This is a genomic window from Sinorhizobium garamanticum (assembly GCF_029892065.1).
Taxonomy (GTDB): Bacteria; Pseudomonadota; Alphaproteobacteria; order Rhizobiales; family Rhizobiaceae; genus Sinorhizobium; species Sinorhizobium garamanticum.
In genome coordinates, this window is record NZ_CP120373.1 from 104,334 (window position 1) to 122,852 (window position 18,519).

Here is an 18,519-nt window from a genome sequence, read left to right on the forward strand (position 1 = left end):
TCCTCCCAATCTCATGACCGGTCTATCAGGTTGTACGAGCGGGGAAAACCATGCGCACTGTCAGTCCCTTGCCATCTTTGCTGTCCGGGTCGGTTGCACTAAGCGTGAGCGAACCACGATGCATCTCCATCACGGCCTCGACAAGCGATAGACCAAGACCGGTCCCCGGCTTCGAGCGGCTTTCATCCAGACGGACAAAGCGCTTCAATACTTCGCGGTACATGTCTTCCGGAATGCCGGGACCGTGATCGGCGACCGTCAGCACCGCCTCGTTTCCACTCTTCGTCATCGCCACCCGGATCAGTGGATTTGCCGCTCCCTCGGCATATTTGATCGCATTGTCCATCAGGTTTCCGAGGGCCTGCCCGATCAGCTCGCGATTCCCCGAGATCACAACGCCCGGGAGGATATCCGCTTCCAGCTTCAAGGCCTTGTCTTCGGCGGCCGGTTCGTAAAGCTCGACGCAATCGGCGACGATCTGGGAGAGGTCGACATCGCTCATTTCGGCGACGGCTGAACCCGCCTCGACCCGGGAGATCATCAGAAGCGCATTGAACGTGCGGATCAACTGGTCCGACTCGGCGATGATTTCCTCGAGCGCACCACTCTGGCCTCCGTCCTCTTTGCCGGAGAGTGCCGCTTCGGCCTTGTTGCGCAGGCGCGTCAGCGGCGTCTTGAGGTCGTGGGCGATGTTATCGGAAACCTGTCTCAGCCCTTCATTGAGCTTCTCGATCCGCCCTAGCATCGCGTTGAGCGATTCCGACAGCCGGTCGAATTCGTCGCCCGAACCGCTTGTCGGCAGCCGCTGCGAAAGATCACCCGCCATGATCTTTGTGCTGGCTTCGGACATACGATCAATGCGCTTCAGGGCGTTGCGGCCGATGCCGAACCAGATGACGAGCGCGCCGAACCCCATCACCCCCAGGGCGACGACCAATGCCTGGCGCACGAGCATGCGGAACTTCTCCGGCTCCTGGAGGTCGTGACCAACGAGAATCCTCAGACCATTGTCGAGCAGCAGGACCTGGGCAAGCGCCACGTGACTCTCCCCGCGGCTTTCGTCGGTGAAACGCCGGTACCGGAACGGCTCCGACTTCCAGCCTTCGTCGTCAAGCAGGCCCGGCTCCAGTCCGGCGACGTTGCCCGCGAGGATTTCCCCGCTCGGACCGGCGATCACATAGAGATTGGCACCCGGCTGGCGTGCTCGCCGCTCGAGCGAGCGAAGCAGACCACTCATGCCGGCGCGCTCGTAGACGGCTTCGATCTGGCTCACTTCGGCGGTGATGGCGTCGCGCGTCTGCTGCTCGAGCAGGCGTTCGGACATGCCTGTCACATAAAAGACGAGGAAGACCGCGCAGAGGGAAAAGAGAACAAGATAGAGTGCGGAGAGCCGGACCGCCGTCGTTCTGAACAGGACCCTGAGTTTGCTCATGTCTCAGTCCGGTCGTCCTTGATCATGTAGCCGGCGCCACGCACGGTTCTCAGCAGCGGCACGTCGAAGTCCTTTTCGATCTTCGAGCGCAGACGCGAGACGTGTACGTCAATGACATTGGTTTGCGGGTCGAAATGGTAATCCCACACGTTTTCGAGCAGCATCGTCCTCGTCACGACCTGACCCGCATTCTTCATGAGGTATTCGAGCAGCCGGAATTCGCGCGGCTGCAACGGGATTTCCTTGCCCTGCCGTCGGACCGAGTGGGCGAGCCGGTCGAGCTCGAGATCGCCGACGCGGTAGACCATATCCTGCTCGGGCGCGCCCTTGCGGCGGCCGAGAACCTCGACCCGTGCGAGAAGCTCGTTGAATGCGTAGGGCTTCGGAAGATAGTCGTCGCCCCCGGCCCGCAGTCCCGTGACGCGGTCGTCCACCTGGCCGAGCGCCGAGAGAATGAGGACGGGCGTGTGGATATCCCGCCGCCTCAGTTCGGTGATCAGCGACAGGCCGTCGCGGCGCGGCAGCATACGATCGACGACCAGCACGTCATAGGCATTCTCGCTCGCCATGAACAGCCCGCTTTCGCCATCGCTGGCGTGGTCGGAAACAATACCGGCCTCGCGAAACGCCTTCGCCAGATACGCGGCTGCCTCGAGGTCATCTTCAACAATCAGAATCTTCATGCGCGTGACCATAGTCCCGGATCCCTATCTGTCTCAACCGGTTTCGGTTCCGACACCTCCAGCGCCGTGCGTCTAATGAGACGCGCAGAGGTCGCTGTAGCACTTTGAATTGCTGCATGGTTTCGACCCGAGCAGTCATGCAGCAGCGCCGCAGCAACCATCGCTTTGGCCCGAAGGAGAAGCGCCGCGAAATCACTTGGATGTCGCGGCGCCCTTTGGATCATGGCGATTGCGGATTGTGCCGATCAATCACCGCGATCGGTCAGAATGGATCGAAGCGGGCGAGCCACTCCAATCCTTCGAGTGTCGTGACATCAGCCCTGATCGATCGGAAGCGCGACAAAGCGGCTGCCGTCTTCGGTTTCGATCTGGAAGAGCGCCTTGGTCCGCCCATCCTTCTTGGCGTTGTTGATCACCTTGAGGATGTCGTCCGCCGACTTCACTTCCTGATTGTTGACGGTGACAATCTTCTCGCCTTCCTTGAGGCCACGGTCGCCGGCGTCAGAGTCCGGATCGACGGAAGCGATCATCACGCCGGTGCCGTCCTCGGAAGGCGTCACCGTCACACCGAGACCGGCAAGCGCTTCGTCGCTGGCTGTCGGACCCTGCTCGGACCGCTCGTCCTTCGGCTGCGTGGCGTCGCTGGTGTCGCTCGGCAGGTTGCCGATTTCGAGCTTGACGCTCTGCGACTTGCCGTCGCGCCACAGAGTGACGTCTGCAGAAGAGCCCGGACGCAGCGCCGCAACCTTGCGGGCCAGATCGCGTGGATCCTTGATCGGCTCGCCGTTCATTGCCGTTATGACATCGCCCTTCTTGATCCCGGCCTTTTCTCCCGGAGAGCCGGCCTGCGGTTCTACGACCAGAGCGCCGCTTGCCTCGGAGAGGCCCAGCGAATCAGCGATATCCTTGTTTACCGGCTGGATCTGAACGCCAAGCCAACCGCGCGAGACGGTGCCGTCCCTCATGAGATCTTCGACGACGTCCTTGGCAACAGATGCGGGGATCGCGAAGGCAATGCCGACATTGCCACCCGACGGAGCCAGGATGGCGGTGTTGATGCCGACAACCTCACCCGAAAGGTTGAACGTCGGACCACCGGAGTTGCCGCGGTTCACGGCAGCGTCGACCTGCAAGTAATCGTCATAGGGACCCGACCCGATGTCGCGGCCGCGAGCCGAGACGATACCGGCCGTCACCGTTCCACCGAGGCCAAACGGGTTACCGACCGCGACGACCCAATCGCCGACGCGCACCTTGCTGTCGTCCGCGAAGGTGACATAGGCGAACTTCCGCTGGTCATCGACCTTGAGCACCGCGAGATCGGTGCGGCTGTCCTTACCGACCAGCTTGGCATCGAGCTCGGTTCCGTCATTCAGGATGACCGTGAAGGCGGAGCCATCGGAAACGACGTGATTGTTGGTGACGAGGTAGCCGTCTTCGGAGATGAAGAAGCCGGAACCCTGGGCGCGCGGGCGAAGGCGGCCCTCGGCGTGCGGACCACGACGATCACGTTCGGCGCGATCATCGCCACGCGGACCGCCGAATTCGCGGAAGAAGCGCTTCAGCGGATGATCATCGGGCAGATCTTCGAAGCCGCGGCCGCCGAAGTCGAAGCCGAAGTTGCTGGTTTCATCGTCGGAGGTGTTCACGCGCGACTGCACACGAACGGAAACGACGGCCGGCGAAACCGCGTCGACGACATTCGCGAAGCTCGGGACCGCTGGGGCTTCCGTCTTCACCGCTTCGGCGAAGGTCTGCGAAATCTGAGCCGGCAGGCCGCTGGTCAGCATGACCGCCGCGAGACCGGCGACGGTGGAGGTTTTCAGAACCGTCTTCAGGGATGGACGTTTGATCTTGGACATTCGCTTTTGCCTTCTCTCTTCCTTGAAGCCATCGCCAATCGGCATGCGGCTTCAAAACCTTGACCACGAGAGTTCCCGAACGGGTATTTGGCGTCCGGGGAACTGCTCGCCTGGCTGTGACTGGAGGAACAGCCGATGATGAAAGGTGTAACGGATGGGACCTTACTGAGTTCTGTCCGGCAGATGAATATTTGGTAATGTTCGCATGGAAGCCGGAGAGAGACTGTTAAGCACCATGCGGAACGGCGCCATACTTCGTTTTCCAATATGCGAAATTCGTCTGAGCGTCCTGAACGATCGTTCGATATCAAAGGCGCGATCTTCAGACTCCCGGGTATCCAGCGAATGATGCTTTCTAGGACCTCAAGAGCTTATCCAGCTCTTCCTTTTCCTTGTCGGAAAGCGGCACGCCGAGCGTACGCGCACTGCGTCGGCGCGCAGCCAAAACGAGGACAACTCCACCGCAAAGAAGCAGAATGACGGGCATGCCCCAAAGAATCACAGTCTTCGCCTCGAAACGCGGCTTCAACAGCACGAATTCACCATAGCGGGAGACGACATAGGCAATGACCGCTTCGTCCGTATCGCCATTCGTCAACCGCTCGCGCACCAGCACCCGCAAATCCTTGGCGAGTTCGGCATTGGAGTCGTCGATCGACTGGTTCTGGCAGACCATGCAGCGAAGCTTGGCCGAGATCGCCCGCGCTCGCGCTTCGAGTGCCGGATCGGCAAGCACCTCGTCCGGATTGACCGCGAAGGCGGGCACCACGGAAGAGAGGCAAAGGAAAAGCGCAAGCAACAAGCGGATCATTCGGCAGCCCCCAAGGCGAGCCGCGCGGCCCTCTTGGCGCGCGTCGGCGCGCCAACCCGCAAGCGGCGGTCACTGAGGGAGACTACGCCGCCCGCCATCATGATCAGCGCCCCGCCCCAGATGCAAAGGATCAGCGGCTTCCACCAGACACGCACGACAATTCCGCCGTCGGTCATCTGATCGCCGAGGGAAACATAGAGCTGGCTGAGGCCAAAGGTCCGAATTCCGGCCTCCGTCGTCGGCATCCGGCGCGCGGTATAGAGCCGCTTCGACGACCAGATTTCCGTGACCGCTACGCCGCCCCGGCTGACGGTGAAATGCCCGGTTTCGTCGGTATAGTTCGGTCCGCGCCCCTGGCGCATGCCGTCGAAGCGCAGGGTATAGCCGCCGGCGTCCACCATCATTCCCGGCCGCATCTCGACGACCGCCTCGGTCTCGAAAGCGGTGACGGCGACGATGCCGATCAACGTGACGCCCAGTCCCGCATGGGCGAGTGCTGTCCCGAAGGCAGAGCGCGGCAGGCCCGAAAGCCGCTTCCAGGCAATGCTGCCGGCCACTTTGCCGATACCGGAACGCAGAATGAGTTCGGTCAGCGCGCCCACGACCAGATAGACGCCGAGCGCAATGCCGAGGAGAGCGAGTACAGGGCCGCCATTCATTGCGTAGTAATAGACCGCAGCGACAAGGAGGCCCACCGCGACCGCGACGAACAAACGCTGGGCAACACCTGTGAGATCGCCGCGCTTCCAGGCAAGCAGCGGGCCGAAAGGAACTGCGCAGAGCAGTGGCAGCATCAACAGGCCGAAGGTCATGTTGAAGAACGGTGCACCGACCGAGATCTTTTCCCCCGTCAGAGCTTCAAGCACCAGTGGATAGAGCGTGCCGGTGAGCACGGTCGCTGCCGCCGTCGTGAGAATGAGGTTGTTGAGAACGAGTGCGCCTTCGCGCGAGACCGGCGCAAAAAGTCCGCCGGACCTAAGACGGGAGGCCCGGAGCGCGAAAAGCGAAAACGCGCCGCCGATGAAGACGACGAGTATGGCGAGAATGAAGATCCCGCGCGTCGGGTCGGTCGCAAAAGCATGCACCGAGGTGAGTACGCCCGAACGGACGAGAAAGGTACCGAGCAGCGACAGCGAGAAGGTCATGATCGCCAGCAGCACGGTCCAGATCTTCAGCGCCTCGCGTTTTTCCATCACCAGTGCCGAGTGCAACAGCGCCGTGCCAGCAAGCCAGGGCATGAACGAGGCGTTTTCGACCGGGTCCCAGAACCACCAACCGCCCCAGCCGAGCTCGTAATAGGCCCAGTAGGAGCCCATGGCGATGCCCGCGGTCAGGAAAGTCCAGGCGGCAAGAGTCCAGGGCCGTACCCAGCGCGCCCATGCCGCATCGATGCGGCCTTCGATCAGTGCCGCGATCGCAAAGGAAAAGCAGACGGAAAAGCCGACATAGCCGAGGTAGAGCAGCGGCGGATGGATGGCGAGGCCGACATCCTGAAGCACGGGGTTGAGGTCCTTCCCCTCTCCCGGAGCCGGAATGAGGCGGGCAAAGGGGTTGGACGTCAGCAGGATGAAGAGCGCAAAGGCGGCCGTGATCCAGGCCTGGACGGCGAGCACGGTTGCCTTCAGCGTTTCCGGAAGGTTGCGGCCGAAAAGCGCCACGAGCGCGGAAAAGAAGACGAGGATCAACAGCCACAACAGCATCGACCCCTCGTGGTTGCCCCACACACCGGAAATCTTATAGATCAAGGGTTTGAGCGAGTGCGAGTTCTCCCAGACGTTCCGTACCGAGAAGTCGGAGGTCACGTAGGCGAAAGTCAGCACCGCGAAGGAGAAGGCAACGAGCAAGGCGCAGACGAGTGCGGCGCTCGATGCAAGTTCCATCAGCGCGCGATCACCGCGCCGCGCCCCGGCGAGCGGCAAGACCGCCTGGATGAGCGCCGTCGCGAGCGCCAGCACCAGGGCATAATGTCCGAGCTCGATGATCATTGAATGTTTTCCTTGCCACCGAGCGCAACACCCTGTGCCTGCAGACGGTCTGCAACGTCTTTCGGCATATAGGTTTCATCGTGCTTGGCGAGCACCGTATCCGCGACGAATACCGGACTGCCCGCAACAAAGGCGCCCTCGGCCACCACGCCCTGTCCCTCGCGGAAGAGGTCGGGCAGGATGCCGGTATAGGTTACCGGTACCGTTCCCAGCGTATCGGTGACGTTGAACGTCACTGTCTTGCCCTCGCCACGCTTGAGCGAACCGGTTTCGACGAGGCCGCCCAGGCGAATGCGCGTTCCCGGAGCAAGGCCGGCCTTCGTGAGATCGCCCGGAACATAGAAGTAAGCGACCGCCTGGCTGAAGGCGAACATGACCAGGAAGACGGCGGCCATCAAGAAGCCGACGCCACCGCCGATGATCGCCAACCGTTTCTGCTTGCGTGTCATTCTTCTTCTCCGTCCGCGTCGATCCCGAGTTCGCGGCCGAGAGCCAGCAACTGCTTCCCTGGATCCCCGGTGGCCGGGAACGCCTTCAGCCCTTGCTGTAGAGCGTCGCGCGCCTTGTCTCTTTGATCAAGCACAACGTAGGAACGGATCAGGCGCATCCATCCTTCGAAGTTCGCGGGATTTTCCTTCAGTTTGCTCGACAGGCTGTCGACCATGCCGCGGATCATGGCCTGGCGATCACCGGCATCCATCTGCGCGGCGGCCGCCATATCCTCGGACGTTGGGTTTGCCGGCATCGTATTGCCGGCCGGCGCCTGACCGGCGGACAGCTCCGCGATGTGTTGGTTCACCAATGGCAGCCAAGGCGCGTCAGCGGGAGAATTGCCGGCAAGCCTGCGAAATGCGGCGAGTGCATCCTGCTGTCTACCCTCCTGCTTGAGGCCGAGAGCCAGATAGAATTCCGAGCGCGGGTCGTTGGGGTCAAGGGCAAGCGACTTCTTCAAGGCTTCCTGCGCATCGGCCGTCACCAAGCCGCCGGACTGCACGATCAACGCCTCTGCATAGCCCCCGAGTCTGGCGGGCGTCGGCCCGAGCAGGCGGATCGCCTGATCGTAGGCGGCGACAGCGTCCTCGACCCGGCCGCTGCGCATATAGATCGGCGCCAGCAGATCCCAGCCCTGGCCATCGCCCGGATTGGCCGCGAGATGGTTCTCGGCCCGTGCAATCAAAATGTTGATGTCGTCACCCGGATTGGCAAGCCTGGCCGCAAGCGGCTGCGCAGGCACGCCGGGACTGCCGGTGACGAGATAGAGGCAAAGCCCCACGGCGGGAAGACAGAGAAGAACGAAGAGCTGCGCGATGCGGTTCGAGCGCAGGGATTTCGGACCACTTTCCCGGGCGGGCGCGTCCGCGGCGCTTGCCGCAAGCAGCCGGCGCGCGATCTCGGCCCTAGCGAGTTCCGCGTCCTCGCCGCTGATCAGGCCGGACTTCTGATCCCGCGTCACTTCCTCGAGCTGGTCGCGATAAACTTCGATGTCATGGCTGTGGGGAGACGAAAGCGGTGCCGCTGCCCGCATCAGCGGGAGAACGAGCACGACAGCGGCTGCCGCCGTCAAGATAGCGACGAGGATCCAGAACAACATGGAGGGGAAATACTATGAGCCCCGTGCCATTCCAACTCGAAAACAGGCAATGACGGAGATTTGAGGCGTTTCGCCGCAAGTCGCCCGCGTATTTTGCTCGTTTGGTGGCCGAGGGCGCGTCACCGAAGTGACGCTGCGGGCTCATGTCAGCGGCGTCCAGCTTCCATCGGGATTGCGGCACGCCGCTCCGCGTGCGGTCGTTTGCTGCCCCTTGACGGTCACCGTATGGCTATATTGCCGGCAATTCTGCGAACCGACCTGATAGGGTGCAGCGGCGACGACGGAACCGCTGACGCCGCGTCCCTCCCAGACGACCGGCTGCCCGCCCGGTGCGGCCTCGAGCGCCCGGTACTCGGCCTCGAGCGCCCTCTGCCGATCGGACTTGCCGAGATCGATCCCATCGAGGCGCGCAATGACACCACCCTGGAGCGCGGCGATATAGGCCGTCGACGAGGCTCCTCGCGTTGCGGTCGCAGAAAGACCCGAAACGGCCCCACGCTGGCCGTTCGACGCCGTGCCGCAACCAGCCAGTGCGACGGCAGCCGCGATGACGGCGATCCTACCGCTGGCGACAAAGGCTCGTGTCATTACTGCGTGGTTCCTCATGATCCCCCGACAACTCAACTGCACCGCAAACCACCTTATCCGCCCTCCCGTACATCCGGCGGCGGACAGGTGGCACCCTGTCGATTTTCTTTTTGCACTCCCCGGCGCATCAGGCAACCACACCCTCTTGGGGATCGGCATTTTCGGCCGCTGTGTGGCCGCTAAACCGCAGCAGGCAGAACGAGTTGGGCCCGCAATCCTCCTTCGTCGCGCCGCGAAAGTTCGATCGTGCCTTGATATTCTCCGACAATTTCGCTCACGATCGAAAGTCCAAGCCCGGTGCCGGGCTTGCTCTCGTCGAGCCTCTTGCCACGCTTCATTGCCAAGGCGATCTGGTCGGGATCGAGGCCCGGACCGTCGTCATCGACGTCGAGTACGATCCAGTGACGACCCTGATCCTTGCCGTGCACGTCTTCCGGGGCCGGCCGGACAGTTAGCCGGACATGGTCGCGTGCATGCCGCGCGGCGTTTTCGAGCAAATTGCCGACCGTTTCCTCGACGTCCTGTTGCTCCATCGCCAATATCAGGCCCGGCGGATTGATCGACAGGCTGAACTGCCTTTCCGGATTGAGACGCCGCATCACCCGGACAAGCCGTTCGAGCGCGGGCTGAGCCTCGGTTCTGGCGAGGATCGAGCCCCGTTGCGCGGCGATGCGCGCGCGGCTGAGATAGATTTGCACCTGGGTCTGCATCGCGTCGGCCTGCGTCTTGACCAACTCCCCATGCGGTGTTTCCAGCACACGCGCTTCGTTGAGCAGAACTGCGATCGGCGTCTTCAGGGAATGAGCAAGGTTGCCGACCTGCATGCGCGCCCGATCGATGATACGGCGATTGCTGTCGATCAGGGCGTTCACCTCGTTGGCAAGCGGCTGGATCTCACGCGGGAAAGCGCCGTCCAGGCGCTCGCTCTCGCCCGCGCGGATCTTTTCAAGCGAGCGGCGCACCTGGTCCAGCGGCCGGAGACCGAACAGAATGGTCAGCGCATTGACGCCAAGTCCGCCGAGACCAAAGATCGACAGCGCGATGGTGAGATTACGGGTGAAGCGATCGATATCCGCCTCCAGCACATCGCGATTGCCCGCGACCCGGAAGCGAGCGGCATGCCCCTGGATGTCGAGCACGACCTCGGTTTCGGCCACCTCGACCTCGTTTCCGAACGGATCCATGGTCGTGTAGAAGCGCTCGTAGCGAATATCGAAGGGAACCTCGTCAACACTGGCAATCGGCAGTTTTGCCGAGCCGAGAGACGTCGACAGCAGTGGTGGCGTGTCAAATTCACCGATCGGTTCGACGATCCAGTACCATCCGGTTTGGGGCTGGGAGAAACGAAGGTCGCCGAGCTGCGGACTTCCGGACAGAACGGCCTTCTCGTTGACGGAAATCGAGTTGATGACATTGTAGAGTTGCGCGCGCAGCAGATCCTGGAAGCCGCGCTCAGACCCTTGTCTGTACAGCGCGGAGATAACCACTCCAATTACTACGAGGGCGACGACGGCCCAAACGGTCGAAACCGCCAGTACGCGGGCCGTAAGCGATCTAATTGCCATTGCCGGGCGCTTGCATGCGATATCCGAGGCCGCGAACCGTTTCGATCAAGTCGTTGCCGATCTTCTTGCGCAACCGACCGACAAACACCTCGATCGTGTTGGAGTCGCGGTCGAAATCCTGATCATACATGTGTTCGACCAGTTCCGTGCGCGACACCACCTGCCCCATATGGTGCATCAGGTAGGAGAGCAGCCGGAACTCATGCGACGTGAGCTTCAGCGGCACGCCGCGAACGGTCGCTTTCGAACCCTTGGTGTCGAGCCGCACCGGACCGCAAACGATCTCCGAACTCGCATGCCCCGCGGCCCGACGGATCAATGCGCGGATGCGGGCAAGAACCTCCTCCACATGGAAGGGCTTGGCCACATAGTCATCGGCGCCGGCGTCGATACCGGCCACCTTGTCGCTCCAGCGGTCGCGTGCGGTCAGAATCAGGACCGGCATGGTCTTGCCGTCGCCGCGCCACTTTTCGAGGACGGTAATGCCGTCCATCTCCGGCAGGCCGATGTCGAGGATTACCGCATCATAGGGTTCCGCGTCACCAAGATAGTGGCCCTCCTCACCGTCGAAGGCCTGATCGACGACGTAGCCGGCTTCTTTCAATGCGTCGGCCAGTTGCCTGTTCAGGTTGACGTCGTCCTCGACTATAAGAATGCGCATCTGCGTTCAGTTCCCTTGCTCGTAGGCTACCCGCAAGCAGCCTACATCGGCACCTTCACCGTTACCTTCTTAGGCCGCCCACCGTTGCCCGGGATAAGCACCGTGATCACGCACTGACCGTCGGATGTCGGCTGGGCGGAGAGCAGTTCTCCACCCGTCTCGGCAACCACTTGCGCGGCGGCAGCGCTGCAATCGCCAGCCGCGCGGACAACAGCCGAAGGCACGTTGATGGCAGGCGGCGAGAAGCCTGCGAGGCCTGCGGCAAGCGCGGCTATGATCACTGGTGAAGACATGAACGCACTTTCGACTTGGGAAGCATCATGGCGAAAATCATTAACTGATACAGGCTGAATGGCAAATGAATGTCGGACGCGGCACGACTTCCGACGGCGGTATCTGCTCGCGGGAAAACGACCGTAGATTGCAGCGATTCCTCCTGTTGCGAAAGATCGCACCGCGCAACCGGCGAGCCTTTCGCCGACTGCCAAGGCAGTCATTTGTTAGGATCTCCGCAGAAGAATGTTTATCCGCGCCCAGATTGCTACCGCCGCCCTCAGGAGGCGAGGCGCTCACGCGCCGTTTTAACCTTCCGGGCCTCCCTCGATTCTTCTCAATCGCTTGCGACCATTTTCTCAAGAATTGATTCCGATCGTTCAAAGGTGTCCCGAAGTGAATCCGTGTCCTTGTTCAGAGATTTGAAAATGCATCGTTTTCCGGTTGCCGTGCGACAGCCCCAAAGCCGGTGAATCCCGCCTAAAGGGTTCAAGGAAAATTTTGTGGATCAATCGAACATTAATCGATTTAAAGAATTTTCAATCGTTTAAATGATTTAAGCCACTGATTTACAACGCATTTACGATGTGAAATTGTCTTGCATCCTTCAACCGTCATGAACCAGGAGAAACGGATGCAGACGCTCGCGAACAAACAGCCCGCACTACCGCAATCCAGGATTCCGCAATCGCTTCTCGATCGCTTCGAGCACGAGTGGCGCGAGATGCGCACGGCTGGCGAGACTGCGCAAAAGCCCGTTCCGCCTGCAGAATGATGTTCCGGCACCGCTGAAAGAACGCCGTTCTACCAGCGGTGCCACTCCTCAAAATACAGCGCCACAGCGCTTGCTGGCCGTCGACGACGAAGCCGCTGCGGCCTTTTTACCAATCCACAATTCCATGCTACTCTTCCGCAATGCTGACCGAAGAGATGGAAAAGCTGGCGCTCAGCCTGCCGGGAACGCAAGAGAATGCCCATTTCGGAACGCGGGATTTTCGCGTGGGCAAGCGGATTTTCATGTCCCTGCCGGAGGCAGGCCGCGCGGTCTTCAAGTTCACGCCCGACCAGCAGCGCATGTTACTGGAAATGGAGCCCGGAGTTTGCGCCGCGGTCCCCGGCGGCTGGGGAGAACGCGGCTGGACATCGTTCTATTTCGTCGACGCCGACGAGGAGCTTGTTCGGCAGTCCATGGAAACCGCATGGCGCAACGTCGCGCCGAAAAGTCTTGTGAAGAAGAACGGTGGCACCTGAGCCTTCGCCCCGCCCAATGGACGCGTTAGCGCTTTGAATCGCTGCATGTTTTATCCTTAAATCGGCCTACGATCTAAGGAACCATGCACTAGCGGACCGGTTCCAATCCTACTTCCAGCGGCCAGGTAACCAGGTAGTCCTCATAATCCTCGACATCGATACCATCCTCCGCAACGGTGCGGCCCCGCACGGATATGCCTGCCGCATGGACGGTTTCCGGGTCGCCGGAGACGAGCGGATGCCACCAATAGAGATCCCTTCCCTCGCCGATCAGCCGATAGGCGCAGGTCGGCGGCAGCCATGAGATCTCGTGCACCACCTTCGGCGTCAGTTGGATGCAATCCGGGACAGTCGCCTGCCTGTTATCGTAGTCCTTGCAGCGACAGCTTTCGCCATCGAGCAAAGTACAGCGGATCGAGGTCCAGGCGATCTCGCCCGAATCCCAATCCTCGAGCTTGTTCAGGCAACAGAGCCCACAGCCGTCACAGAGGCTTTCCCACTCGGCATTGCTCATTTCTTCAAGGCTTTTGGTTTTCCAGAAAGGCATTTCGCCCATCATGTCACACTTTCGTCTGTTCCATGCCAACATGGAACATTTGCAGAAAATTGCCGGTTTTTTAAGGCCGGCAGCGCGATATGCAAGTAGATTGGAAACTCGCCCCGTGCAAATATCATAGTGGGCAAGCGAACCTTCGAGACGAGAACACCGTGCAGGAACCGAAGAAAGAGGACAACCGGCCGAAGAGGCGACACATCTTTCTCAGAATCGATTCCTGGATCGACTCGACGGTGTGGAATGCGGGATTCCGGCTGGCTGAATGGTGGGAAGACACGACCATCTTCTTCCGGCGCTTTCGCGTACGCGGCTGGAAGAGAGCTGTTTTCGAAGTGCTTGGCGAAGCGGCGACGTGGGGAACGGCGGGCTCGGTGCTGATGCTGGCTCTGGCCCTGCCGGCATTCGAGGAAACCAAAGGCAATTGGCGCGCCCAAAGCGACTTTGCGGTGACCTTCCTCGACCGTTACGGCAATGAGATCGGCCACCGCGGTATCATCCATGAAGACTCGGTCCCGATCGACGAATTGCCGGACCATCTCATCAAGGCGGTTCTCGCCACCGAGGATCGGCGTTTCTTCGATCACTGGGGCATCGATTTTCTCGGCCTGGCGCGCGCCATGACCGAGAATGCCCGGGCGGGCGGCGTGGTCCAGGGTGGCTCGACCCTCACCCAACAGCTTGCCAAGAACCTGTTCCTGTCGAACGAACGTACGATCGAGCGCAAGATCAAGGAGGCCTTCCTCGCCGTCTGGCTGGAATCCAACCTGTCAAAGAAGGAAATCCTGGGCCTCTACCTCGACCGCGCCTATATGGGTGGCGGTACTTTCGGAGCGGCTGCGGCCGCGCAGTTCTATTTCGGCAAGGCGATCACAGACATCAGTCTCGCCGAATCCGCCATGCTCGCCGGCCTTTTCAAGGCGCCCGCCCGCTATGCGCCACACGTGAACCTGCCGGCCGCTCGCGGCCGCGCCAACGAGGTTCTCACCAACATGGTGCAGGGTGGGCTGATGACCGAGGGCCAGGTGATTGCCGCCCGCCTCAATCCTGCAACGGTCGTCGATCGAGCCCAGGTCAAGGCGCCCGACTTCTTCCTAGACTGGGCCTTTGAAGAAGTCCAACGTATCGCCGCCCCCTTCGCGCAGCACTCTCTGATCGTGCGCACGACGATCGACATGGGCCTGCAACACGCGGCCGAGGATTCGGTCGAGTCGAGCCTCCGGCAATATGGCGAAAGTTATGAGGTGAAGCAGGGCGCTCTGGTCATGGTGGAAAACGGCGGTGCCGTACGTGCCATGGTCGGCGGCCGCGACTATGGCGAAAGCCAGTTCAATCGGGCAACAAGGGCGCTGAGGCAGCCCGGCTCCTCCTTCAAGGTCTATACCTACGCCGCGGCGATGGAAAAGGGCATGACCCCGGAGACGGTGGTGGTCGACGCTCCGATCACCTGGCGCGGCTGGTCGCCGCAGAACTACGCCCGCAAATATGCCGGTCGGATTACCTTGATGAACGCGCTGGCGAGATCGATCAATACGATCCCTGTCCGCCTCGCCAAGGACAAGCTTGGCACCGAGATCATTGCCGCCACCGCAAAGAGGATGGGCGTCGAAACCCCCATCCGCACCGACAAGACCATGCCGCTCGGCACCTCCGAAGTGACCGTGCTCGACCAGGCGACGGCCTACGCCGTCTTTCCTGCGGGCGGCCTGCAGTCGCGGCGTCATGGCATCAGCCAGATCCTCAACTATGATGGCGACATCCTTTACGATTTCGGCCGCGATGCGCCTCAGGCGCAACGGGTTCTGAGCGAACAGGCAGTCTCGTCGATGAACCGCATTCTCACCCAGATTCCGGTGATGGGCACTGCGCGGCGTGCAGCCCTCGACAACGGCATCGTCACCGGCGGCAAAACGGGGACCACGCAGGCCTATCGCGATGCCTGGTTTATCGGCTTCACCGGCGACTACACCACAGCTGTCTGGTTCGGCAATGACGACTATACATCGACCAACGAGATGACCGGCGGCTCGTTGCCGGCCATGACCTTCAAACGGCTGATGGATTATGCCGAACAGGGCATCGAGCACCGCGCGATCCCCGGCATCGACAACCCGCTTCCCGACGCGACCACGAAACCAGCAGAGGTGGCGGACGCAAAGCCCGATGAGAATGCCCTTCCGCCGCTTGTTCGCCCGCGTTCCCTCTCCGCCGAGGTGACCAGACTGTTGAAAGCGATCGGCGCGACGTTCGAAAAAGCCTCCCCGCTCAAAGCACCCGAAAAGAACTCCGGCAGGGTCGCAGTGCTTGAGACGCCTCCGGCGAGTGCCACAAGCGATTGACTTTGTAGTCAAAAATCCGTTCCTTGACGAACGAACCGCCCACGCCGCGTGGCTTTCGCACATTGCCAGGCAAACGAGATACGATAGAGCCGCTCCTTGTTTCGCATCCCCCTCCTCGTCGCTCTCGCTCTGATCGTCGCCTTTGGCGGTGGGATCACTTCAGCTGTCTGGGCGCTGAAGGCGACCGTCGGCTTCGGCTCGATCGCGATCGGCCCCTGGATCGCGTTCCCCGAGGCCCAGACGGCCTCGGCGGACCCCTACGCCAAGGCGCACCGCGCCCGCGCCGGCGAGTTGCTCTTTGGGGGCGCGGAAGGGCTGATCTTTACGGCTGCGACGGACGACAGCGGCGCCCGCCTGTCGGCCGCCTGCTCCTATGATATCTCGGGCATCACCCCGCCCGCCCGTTTCTGGACCCTCTATGCGACGACGTCGGAGGGCGTGACATTGCGGCCCGGAGCGGACCTGCCCTCCGGAGCGAACTCCTGGACGGTGCTGCGCGCCGAAGACAGCAGTTTCGTCGTTCACGCCTCGCCCGTCGCTCATCCGGAAAACTGGCTCGCCATCCGCCACAGCGGCAGCTTCAAGCTCGTACTCACCCTGCTCGATACACCGACCGCCGGTTCCTCGGGATTGATCGATCTAGCGATGCCAAAGATCGTCAAGACGGGGTGCGGAAATGCGTAGCACGCTGTTCGCCATTCTCGTCGGCCTGTTTGGCGCGGCCCTGCTGCATATCATTATCGTGCTTGCCCTGCCGCAATTCACCGGCCGGGACGCCTATACGCGGGTGCTCGGCCTCCTCGAAATGGACAGCTTCTTCCCATTGACGGCAGAGCCGGGGGCGACCGGGCTCGACAACAGCGATCCCTATCTGCGAGCCGCCGTCTGCAGCTTTTCAATCGCGGAGGCGCCCTCGCGCTTCATTGCCCGCGGCGCGGTGCCGTTCTGGTCGCTTTCAGTCTTCGACAGCAACTCGAACGAAGTGTTCAGCATGAACGACCATACGGCCGTCAACGGCAGTCTCGACTTGGTCGTCGCCACGCCTATCCAACTGGTCGAATTGCGCAAATCGCCCCCCGAAACGCTGGCTCAATCGATCATGATCGAGATGAAGGACGACGAGGGCTATGCAGTCCTGCGGGCTCTTGCCCCGCTCGACAGCTTCGAGGAACAGGTTCGCAATTTTCTCACCGAATCGAGCTGCGAGCCCTTCCGGCGTTAACGCGATACGGCCGGCACCGCCGCTTCCTGGTATCGCAGGGCTGCCCGCCCCATTACCGCGCCGCGCGTCTCACCCCTCGCGCAAAGGAAAATGCAGGCGGCGCACCAATGTCGAGGGCATATTTGATTGCCGGGCAAACCGGAAGGTCCGACATAGACCGGACGTACCCGATGACATTATGGTCGAAGATTTGGTGGAGGCGCCCGGTGTCCCGGGCATTGAAGTGACGACTTAAGTCACGCGGCCGCACCCGCGTAGGCAGCAGTGCCGCACGCTACAAATTAAATTACTGCTTCTTGATCCGTGGTCCCGTCGGCGCCTTGGGCTGTGGTCCGCGACCGTCGAGACGCTCGTAGCGGATACCTGTAAACAACAGCACAGTGGCGCTGCCCGACTTCACGGGAGGCCTTCGCGGCCTTTGGACCTTGCGATCCTGCATTCTGATTACGTCTGCCATGCTCGTCTCCGTATTTCCATGAGACGGATGAACTACCGTACCGATTTCACCCTGCCCGCGGTGGGGCTGACGCATTTTCCAAAGGCTACATTCCCTGGACAGACGCGCCCTTCTCATCTGCTCCTTCTTCCGGCGACCCCGGACGTTGTTTCGGTTCACATCAGATGCCGGACCGATGATAGCCGGTCCATCTTGATTGAGCCATAGCCTAGTTAACACTATCTTAAACTCATCGTGCTTCCCCCTTTTTGGTGATCCATTCCCCTGACCGGCACACACGCCTCCCGCGCCGAGAGATCATTCGGCTTGCATGCAGTTGTATCGGGAAGTGTGGTCAGCGCCTCGCAAGCACCCCGAACAGGAAAGCCACGCCGGCGACCGTCAGCAAGGTCGAGATCGGTTCGTCGCGAACGCGTTCCCGCACGCGCTCTGTCATCAACTCCGCCTCTCCCTGCACGACGGCCCTTGCACCGGTGCCGATGGCTGAAACCGTTTCCGTCAGCCGAGCGATCTCGGTTCTCAGGTCTGCAATCTGCGCTTCCAGTTCCGCCTGCGCGCTCGCAGTGCGTGCTTCAGCCTCCGTTTCCGCCCCGACGGCTGCCAGCTTCTTCTCCGCCATTTCGTCGCTCCTTTTCTTCGCGCGATGTCAACGCGCCTAGGGAGGATTGGTTCCCGCGAAGCGACGCAAATCGACTGAACCAAAAAGAGCGGACGGCAAATGCCGCCGCCCTCTCGAAAAACGTCTCTGGCCGTTCTCACTACCTGCGTGTCGTGCTCTGGTCTTCGAGCGGCCCGCCGCCGACAGAAGGCACGGCGCTTCAGTCGTTCTCACACAGACGGTCGTCGAAACCACACTCCGGCTGCTTCGCCCGTCTTCCGAGTGGGGTGTTCGCTGGATCAATCCGTCCCGCTCCATGCGAGCTAGCATTTGCGCCATCGGCGGCTGCTCGACCTGCTATTGACTGCCACAAACAAGGAAAGGTACGAATGTTCGTCAGCCCGTTTAACTTGCAGCTCGACACTGACGGCTCTGCCGCCGGTCAACCAGGGCGTCAGAAGGCCGCATGAATCGCCCGAGATACCTCACGATTGCCGCAGTTTTGGCAGTGGTTCATCTATTGTTGGCGTTGAGCACTCTCCTCGTCAGTTTTTCCTTGGGAATGGGGCGCTTCGACTCGGGTGGCGATATGAGCCAACTCGAAAGTTTGGCCACGGCACTTTCGGACACGCTCCTTTCGCCCATCTC

Annotated in this window: 18 protein-coding genes and 1 pseudogene; 5 read left to right on the plus strand and 14 right to left on the minus strand. The window is 61.3% G+C overall.

Annotation, left to right across the window (positions count from 1 at the left end):
• Positions 1-25: 25 nt before the first annotated feature.
• The 11 genes from PZN02_RS00490 to feuN form a co-directional block, all read right to left on the minus strand.
• Positions 26-1,432, minus strand: a complete 1,407-nt coding sequence (locus tag PZN02_RS00490) for a sensor histidine kinase (protein WP_280659699.1) — start codon at positions 1,430-1,432, stop codon at positions 26-28.
• Positions 1,429-2,127 carry a response regulator transcription factor gene (locus PZN02_RS00495; RefSeq protein ID WP_280659700.1) on the minus strand — a complete coding sequence of 233 codons (699 nt, stop codon included), beginning with the start codon at positions 2,125-2,127 and terminating at the stop codon, positions 1,429-1,431. The genes PZN02_RS00490 and PZN02_RS00495 overlap by 4 nt, the downstream gene beginning before the upstream one ends.
• Before the next feature lie 302 nt (positions 2,128-2,429).
• Positions 2,430-3,977, minus strand: coding sequence for a Do family serine endopeptidase (locus PZN02_RS00500; RefSeq protein ID WP_280659701.1), 1,548 nt, complete (start codon positions 3,975-3,977; stop codon positions 2,430-2,432).
• Between the two features lie 355 nt (positions 3,978-4,332).
• Positions 4,333-4,788, minus strand: a complete 456-nt coding sequence (locus PZN02_RS00505; protein WP_280659702.1) for a cytochrome c-type biogenesis protein — start codon at positions 4,786-4,788, stop codon at positions 4,333-4,335.
• Positions 4,785-6,773, minus strand: coding sequence for a heme lyase CcmF/NrfE family subunit (locus tag PZN02_RS00510; RefSeq protein ID WP_280659703.1), 1,989 nt, complete (start codon positions 6,771-6,773; stop codon positions 4,785-4,787). The genes PZN02_RS00505 and PZN02_RS00510 overlap by 4 nt, the downstream gene beginning before the upstream one ends.
• Positions 6,770-7,222 (minus strand): cytochrome c maturation protein CcmE, encoded by a 453-nt coding sequence (ccmE, locus tag PZN02_RS00515; RefSeq protein WP_280659704.1) that lies wholly within the window; start codon positions 7,220-7,222, stop codon positions 6,770-6,772. Before ccmE ends, PZN02_RS00510 begins: the two co-directional genes overlap by 4 nt.
• Positions 7,219-8,364 carry a c-type cytochrome biogenesis protein CcmI gene (ccmI, locus tag PZN02_RS00520; protein ID WP_280659705.1) on the minus strand — a complete coding sequence of 382 codons (1,146 nt, stop codon included), beginning with the start codon at positions 8,362-8,364 and terminating at the stop codon, positions 7,219-7,221. The genes ccmE and ccmI overlap by 4 nt, the downstream gene beginning before the upstream one ends.
• 141 nt (positions 8,365-8,505) lie before the next feature.
• Positions 8,506-8,952: a hypothetical protein gene (locus PZN02_RS00525; RefSeq protein ID WP_280659706.1), complete on the minus strand. Its 447-nt coding sequence runs from the start codon at positions 8,950-8,952 to the stop codon at positions 8,506-8,508.
• A 179-nt stretch (positions 8,953-9,131) separates the two neighbouring features.
• Positions 9,132-10,517 carry an ATP-binding protein gene (locus PZN02_RS00530; RefSeq protein ID WP_280659707.1) on the minus strand — a complete coding sequence of 462 codons (1,386 nt, stop codon included), beginning with the start codon at positions 10,515-10,517 and terminating at the stop codon, positions 9,132-9,134.
• A complete protein-coding gene (gene feuP / locus PZN02_RS00535; RefSeq protein WP_280659708.1) occupies positions 10,507-11,178 on the minus strand; it encodes a two-component system response regulator FeuP in 672 nt (223 codons plus the stop codon). Before feuP ends, PZN02_RS00530 begins: the two co-directional genes overlap by 11 nt.
• Before the next feature lie 41 nt (positions 11,179-11,219).
• Positions 11,220-11,471: a two-component system FeuPQ modulator FeuN gene (feuN, locus tag PZN02_RS00540; protein WP_225105149.1), complete on the minus strand. Its 252-nt coding sequence runs from the start codon at positions 11,469-11,471 to the stop codon at positions 11,220-11,222.
• Positions 11,472-12,085: 614 nt separating this feature from the next.
• Between feuN and PZN02_RS00545 the strand changes: the two genes are divergently transcribed.
• Positions 12,086-12,226, plus strand: coding sequence for a hypothetical protein (locus PZN02_RS00545; protein ID WP_280659709.1), 141 nt, complete (start codon positions 12,086-12,088; stop codon positions 12,224-12,226).
• 140 nt (positions 12,227-12,366) lie between these two features.
• Positions 12,367-12,702 carry an MmcQ/YjbR family DNA-binding protein gene (locus PZN02_RS00550; RefSeq protein WP_280659710.1) on the plus strand — a complete coding sequence of 112 codons (336 nt, stop codon included), beginning with the start codon at positions 12,367-12,369 and terminating at the stop codon, positions 12,700-12,702.
• Between the two features lie 88 nt (positions 12,703-12,790).
• On the opposite strand, the gene PZN02_RS00555 is transcribed toward PZN02_RS00550, so the two are convergent.
• The gene (locus tag PZN02_RS00555; RefSeq protein WP_280661564.1) at positions 12,791-13,258 is read right to left on the minus strand and encodes a YcgN family cysteine cluster protein; all 468 of its coding nucleotides are present in this window, start codon (positions 13,256-13,258) and stop codon (positions 12,791-12,793) included.
• A gap of 80 nt (positions 13,259-13,338) precedes the next feature.
• Between PZN02_RS00555 and PZN02_RS00560 the strand changes: the two genes are divergently transcribed.
• The 3 genes from PZN02_RS00560 (at position 13,339) to PZN02_RS00570 (ending at position 16,816) form a co-directional block, all read left to right on the plus strand.
• Positions 13,339-15,594: a transglycosylase domain-containing protein gene (locus PZN02_RS00560; RefSeq protein ID WP_425336259.1), complete on the plus strand. Its 2,256-nt coding sequence runs from the start codon at positions 13,339-13,341 to the stop codon at positions 15,592-15,594.
• Positions 15,595-15,690: 96 nt separating this feature from the next.
• The gene (locus tag PZN02_RS00565) at positions 15,691-16,278 is read left to right on the plus strand and encodes a DUF1214 domain-containing protein (RefSeq protein ID WP_280659712.1); all 588 of its coding nucleotides are present in this window, start codon (positions 15,691-15,693) and stop codon (positions 16,276-16,278) included.
• The gene (locus PZN02_RS00570; protein WP_280659713.1) at positions 16,271-16,816 is read left to right on the plus strand and encodes a DUF1254 domain-containing protein; all 546 of its coding nucleotides are present in this window, start codon (positions 16,271-16,273) and stop codon (positions 16,814-16,816) included. Before PZN02_RS00565 ends, PZN02_RS00570 begins: the two co-directional genes overlap by 8 nt.
• A gap of 791 nt (positions 16,817-17,607) precedes the next feature.
• Here the strand turns inward: PZN02_RS00570 and PZN02_RS00575 are convergent.
• Positions 17,608-17,892, minus strand: a complete 285-nt coding sequence (locus PZN02_RS00575) for a hypothetical protein (RefSeq protein WP_280659714.1) — start codon at positions 17,890-17,892, stop codon at positions 17,608-17,610.
• A gap of 219 nt (positions 17,893-18,111) precedes the next feature.
• A pseudogene (locus PZN02_RS00580) lies at positions 18,112-18,228 on the minus strand (MarR family transcriptional regulator); the annotation flags it as partial.
• Positions 18,229-18,519 lie beyond the last annotated feature (291 nt).

Coding starts and splice junctions, on each gene's coding strand:
- PZN02_RS00500 (WP_280659701.1), bottom strand. CDS start 3,977: ATGTCCAAGATCAAACGTCCATCCCTGAAGACGGTTCTGAAAACCTCC.
- feuN (WP_225105149.1), bottom strand. CDS start 11,471: ATGTCTTCACCAGTGATCATAGCCGCGCTTGCCGCAGGCCTCGCAGGC.
- ccmE (WP_280659704.1), bottom strand. CDS start 7,222: ATGACACGCAAGCAGAAACGGTTGGCGATCATCGGCGGTGGCGTCGGC.
- PZN02_RS00525 (WP_280659706.1), bottom strand. CDS start 8,952: ATGACACGAGCCTTTGTCGCCAGCGGTAGGATCGCCGTCATCGCGGCT.
- PZN02_RS00505 (WP_280659702.1), bottom strand. CDS start 4,788: ATGATCCGCTTGTTGCTTGCGCTTTTCCTTTGCCTCTCTTCCGTGGTG.
- PZN02_RS00490 (WP_280659699.1), bottom strand. CDS start 1,432: ATGAGCAAACTCAGGGTCCTGTTCAGAACGACGGCGGTCCGGCTCTCC.
- PZN02_RS00510 (WP_280659703.1), bottom strand. CDS start 6,773: ATGATCATCGAGCTCGGACATTATGCCCTGGTGCTGGCGCTCGCGACG.
- PZN02_RS00560 (WP_425336259.1), top strand. CDS start 13,339: ATGCAAGTAGATTGGAAACTCGCCCCGTGCAAATATCATAGTGGGCAA.
- PZN02_RS00550 (WP_280659710.1), top strand. CDS start 12,367: ATGCTGACCGAAGAGATGGAAAAGCTGGCGCTCAGCCTGCCGGGAACG.
- PZN02_RS00570 (WP_280659713.1), top strand. CDS start 16,271: ATGCGTAGCACGCTGTTCGCCATTCTCGTCGGCCTGTTTGGCGCGGCC.
- feuP (WP_280659708.1), bottom strand. CDS start 11,178: ATGCGCATTCTTATAGTCGAGGACGACGTCAACCTGAACAGGCAACTG.
- PZN02_RS00530 (WP_280659707.1), bottom strand. CDS start 10,517: ATGGCAATTAGATCGCTTACGGCCCGCGTACTGGCGGTTTCGACCGTT.
- PZN02_RS00545 (WP_280659709.1), top strand. CDS start 12,086: ATGCAGACGCTCGCGAACAAACAGCCCGCACTACCGCAATCCAGGATT.
- ccmI (WP_280659705.1), bottom strand. CDS start 8,364: ATGTTGTTCTGGATCCTCGTCGCTATCTTGACGGCGGCAGCCGCTGTC.
- PZN02_RS00495 (WP_280659700.1), bottom strand. CDS start 2,127: ATGGTCACGCGCATGAAGATTCTGATTGTTGAAGATGACCTCGAGGCA.
- PZN02_RS00555 (WP_280661564.1), bottom strand. CDS start 13,258: ATGGGCGAAATGCCTTTCTGGAAAACCAAAAGCCTTGAAGAAATGAGC.
- PZN02_RS00575 (WP_280659714.1), bottom strand. CDS start 17,892: ATGGCGGAGAAGAAGCTGGCAGCCGTCGGGGCGGAAACGGAGGCTGAA.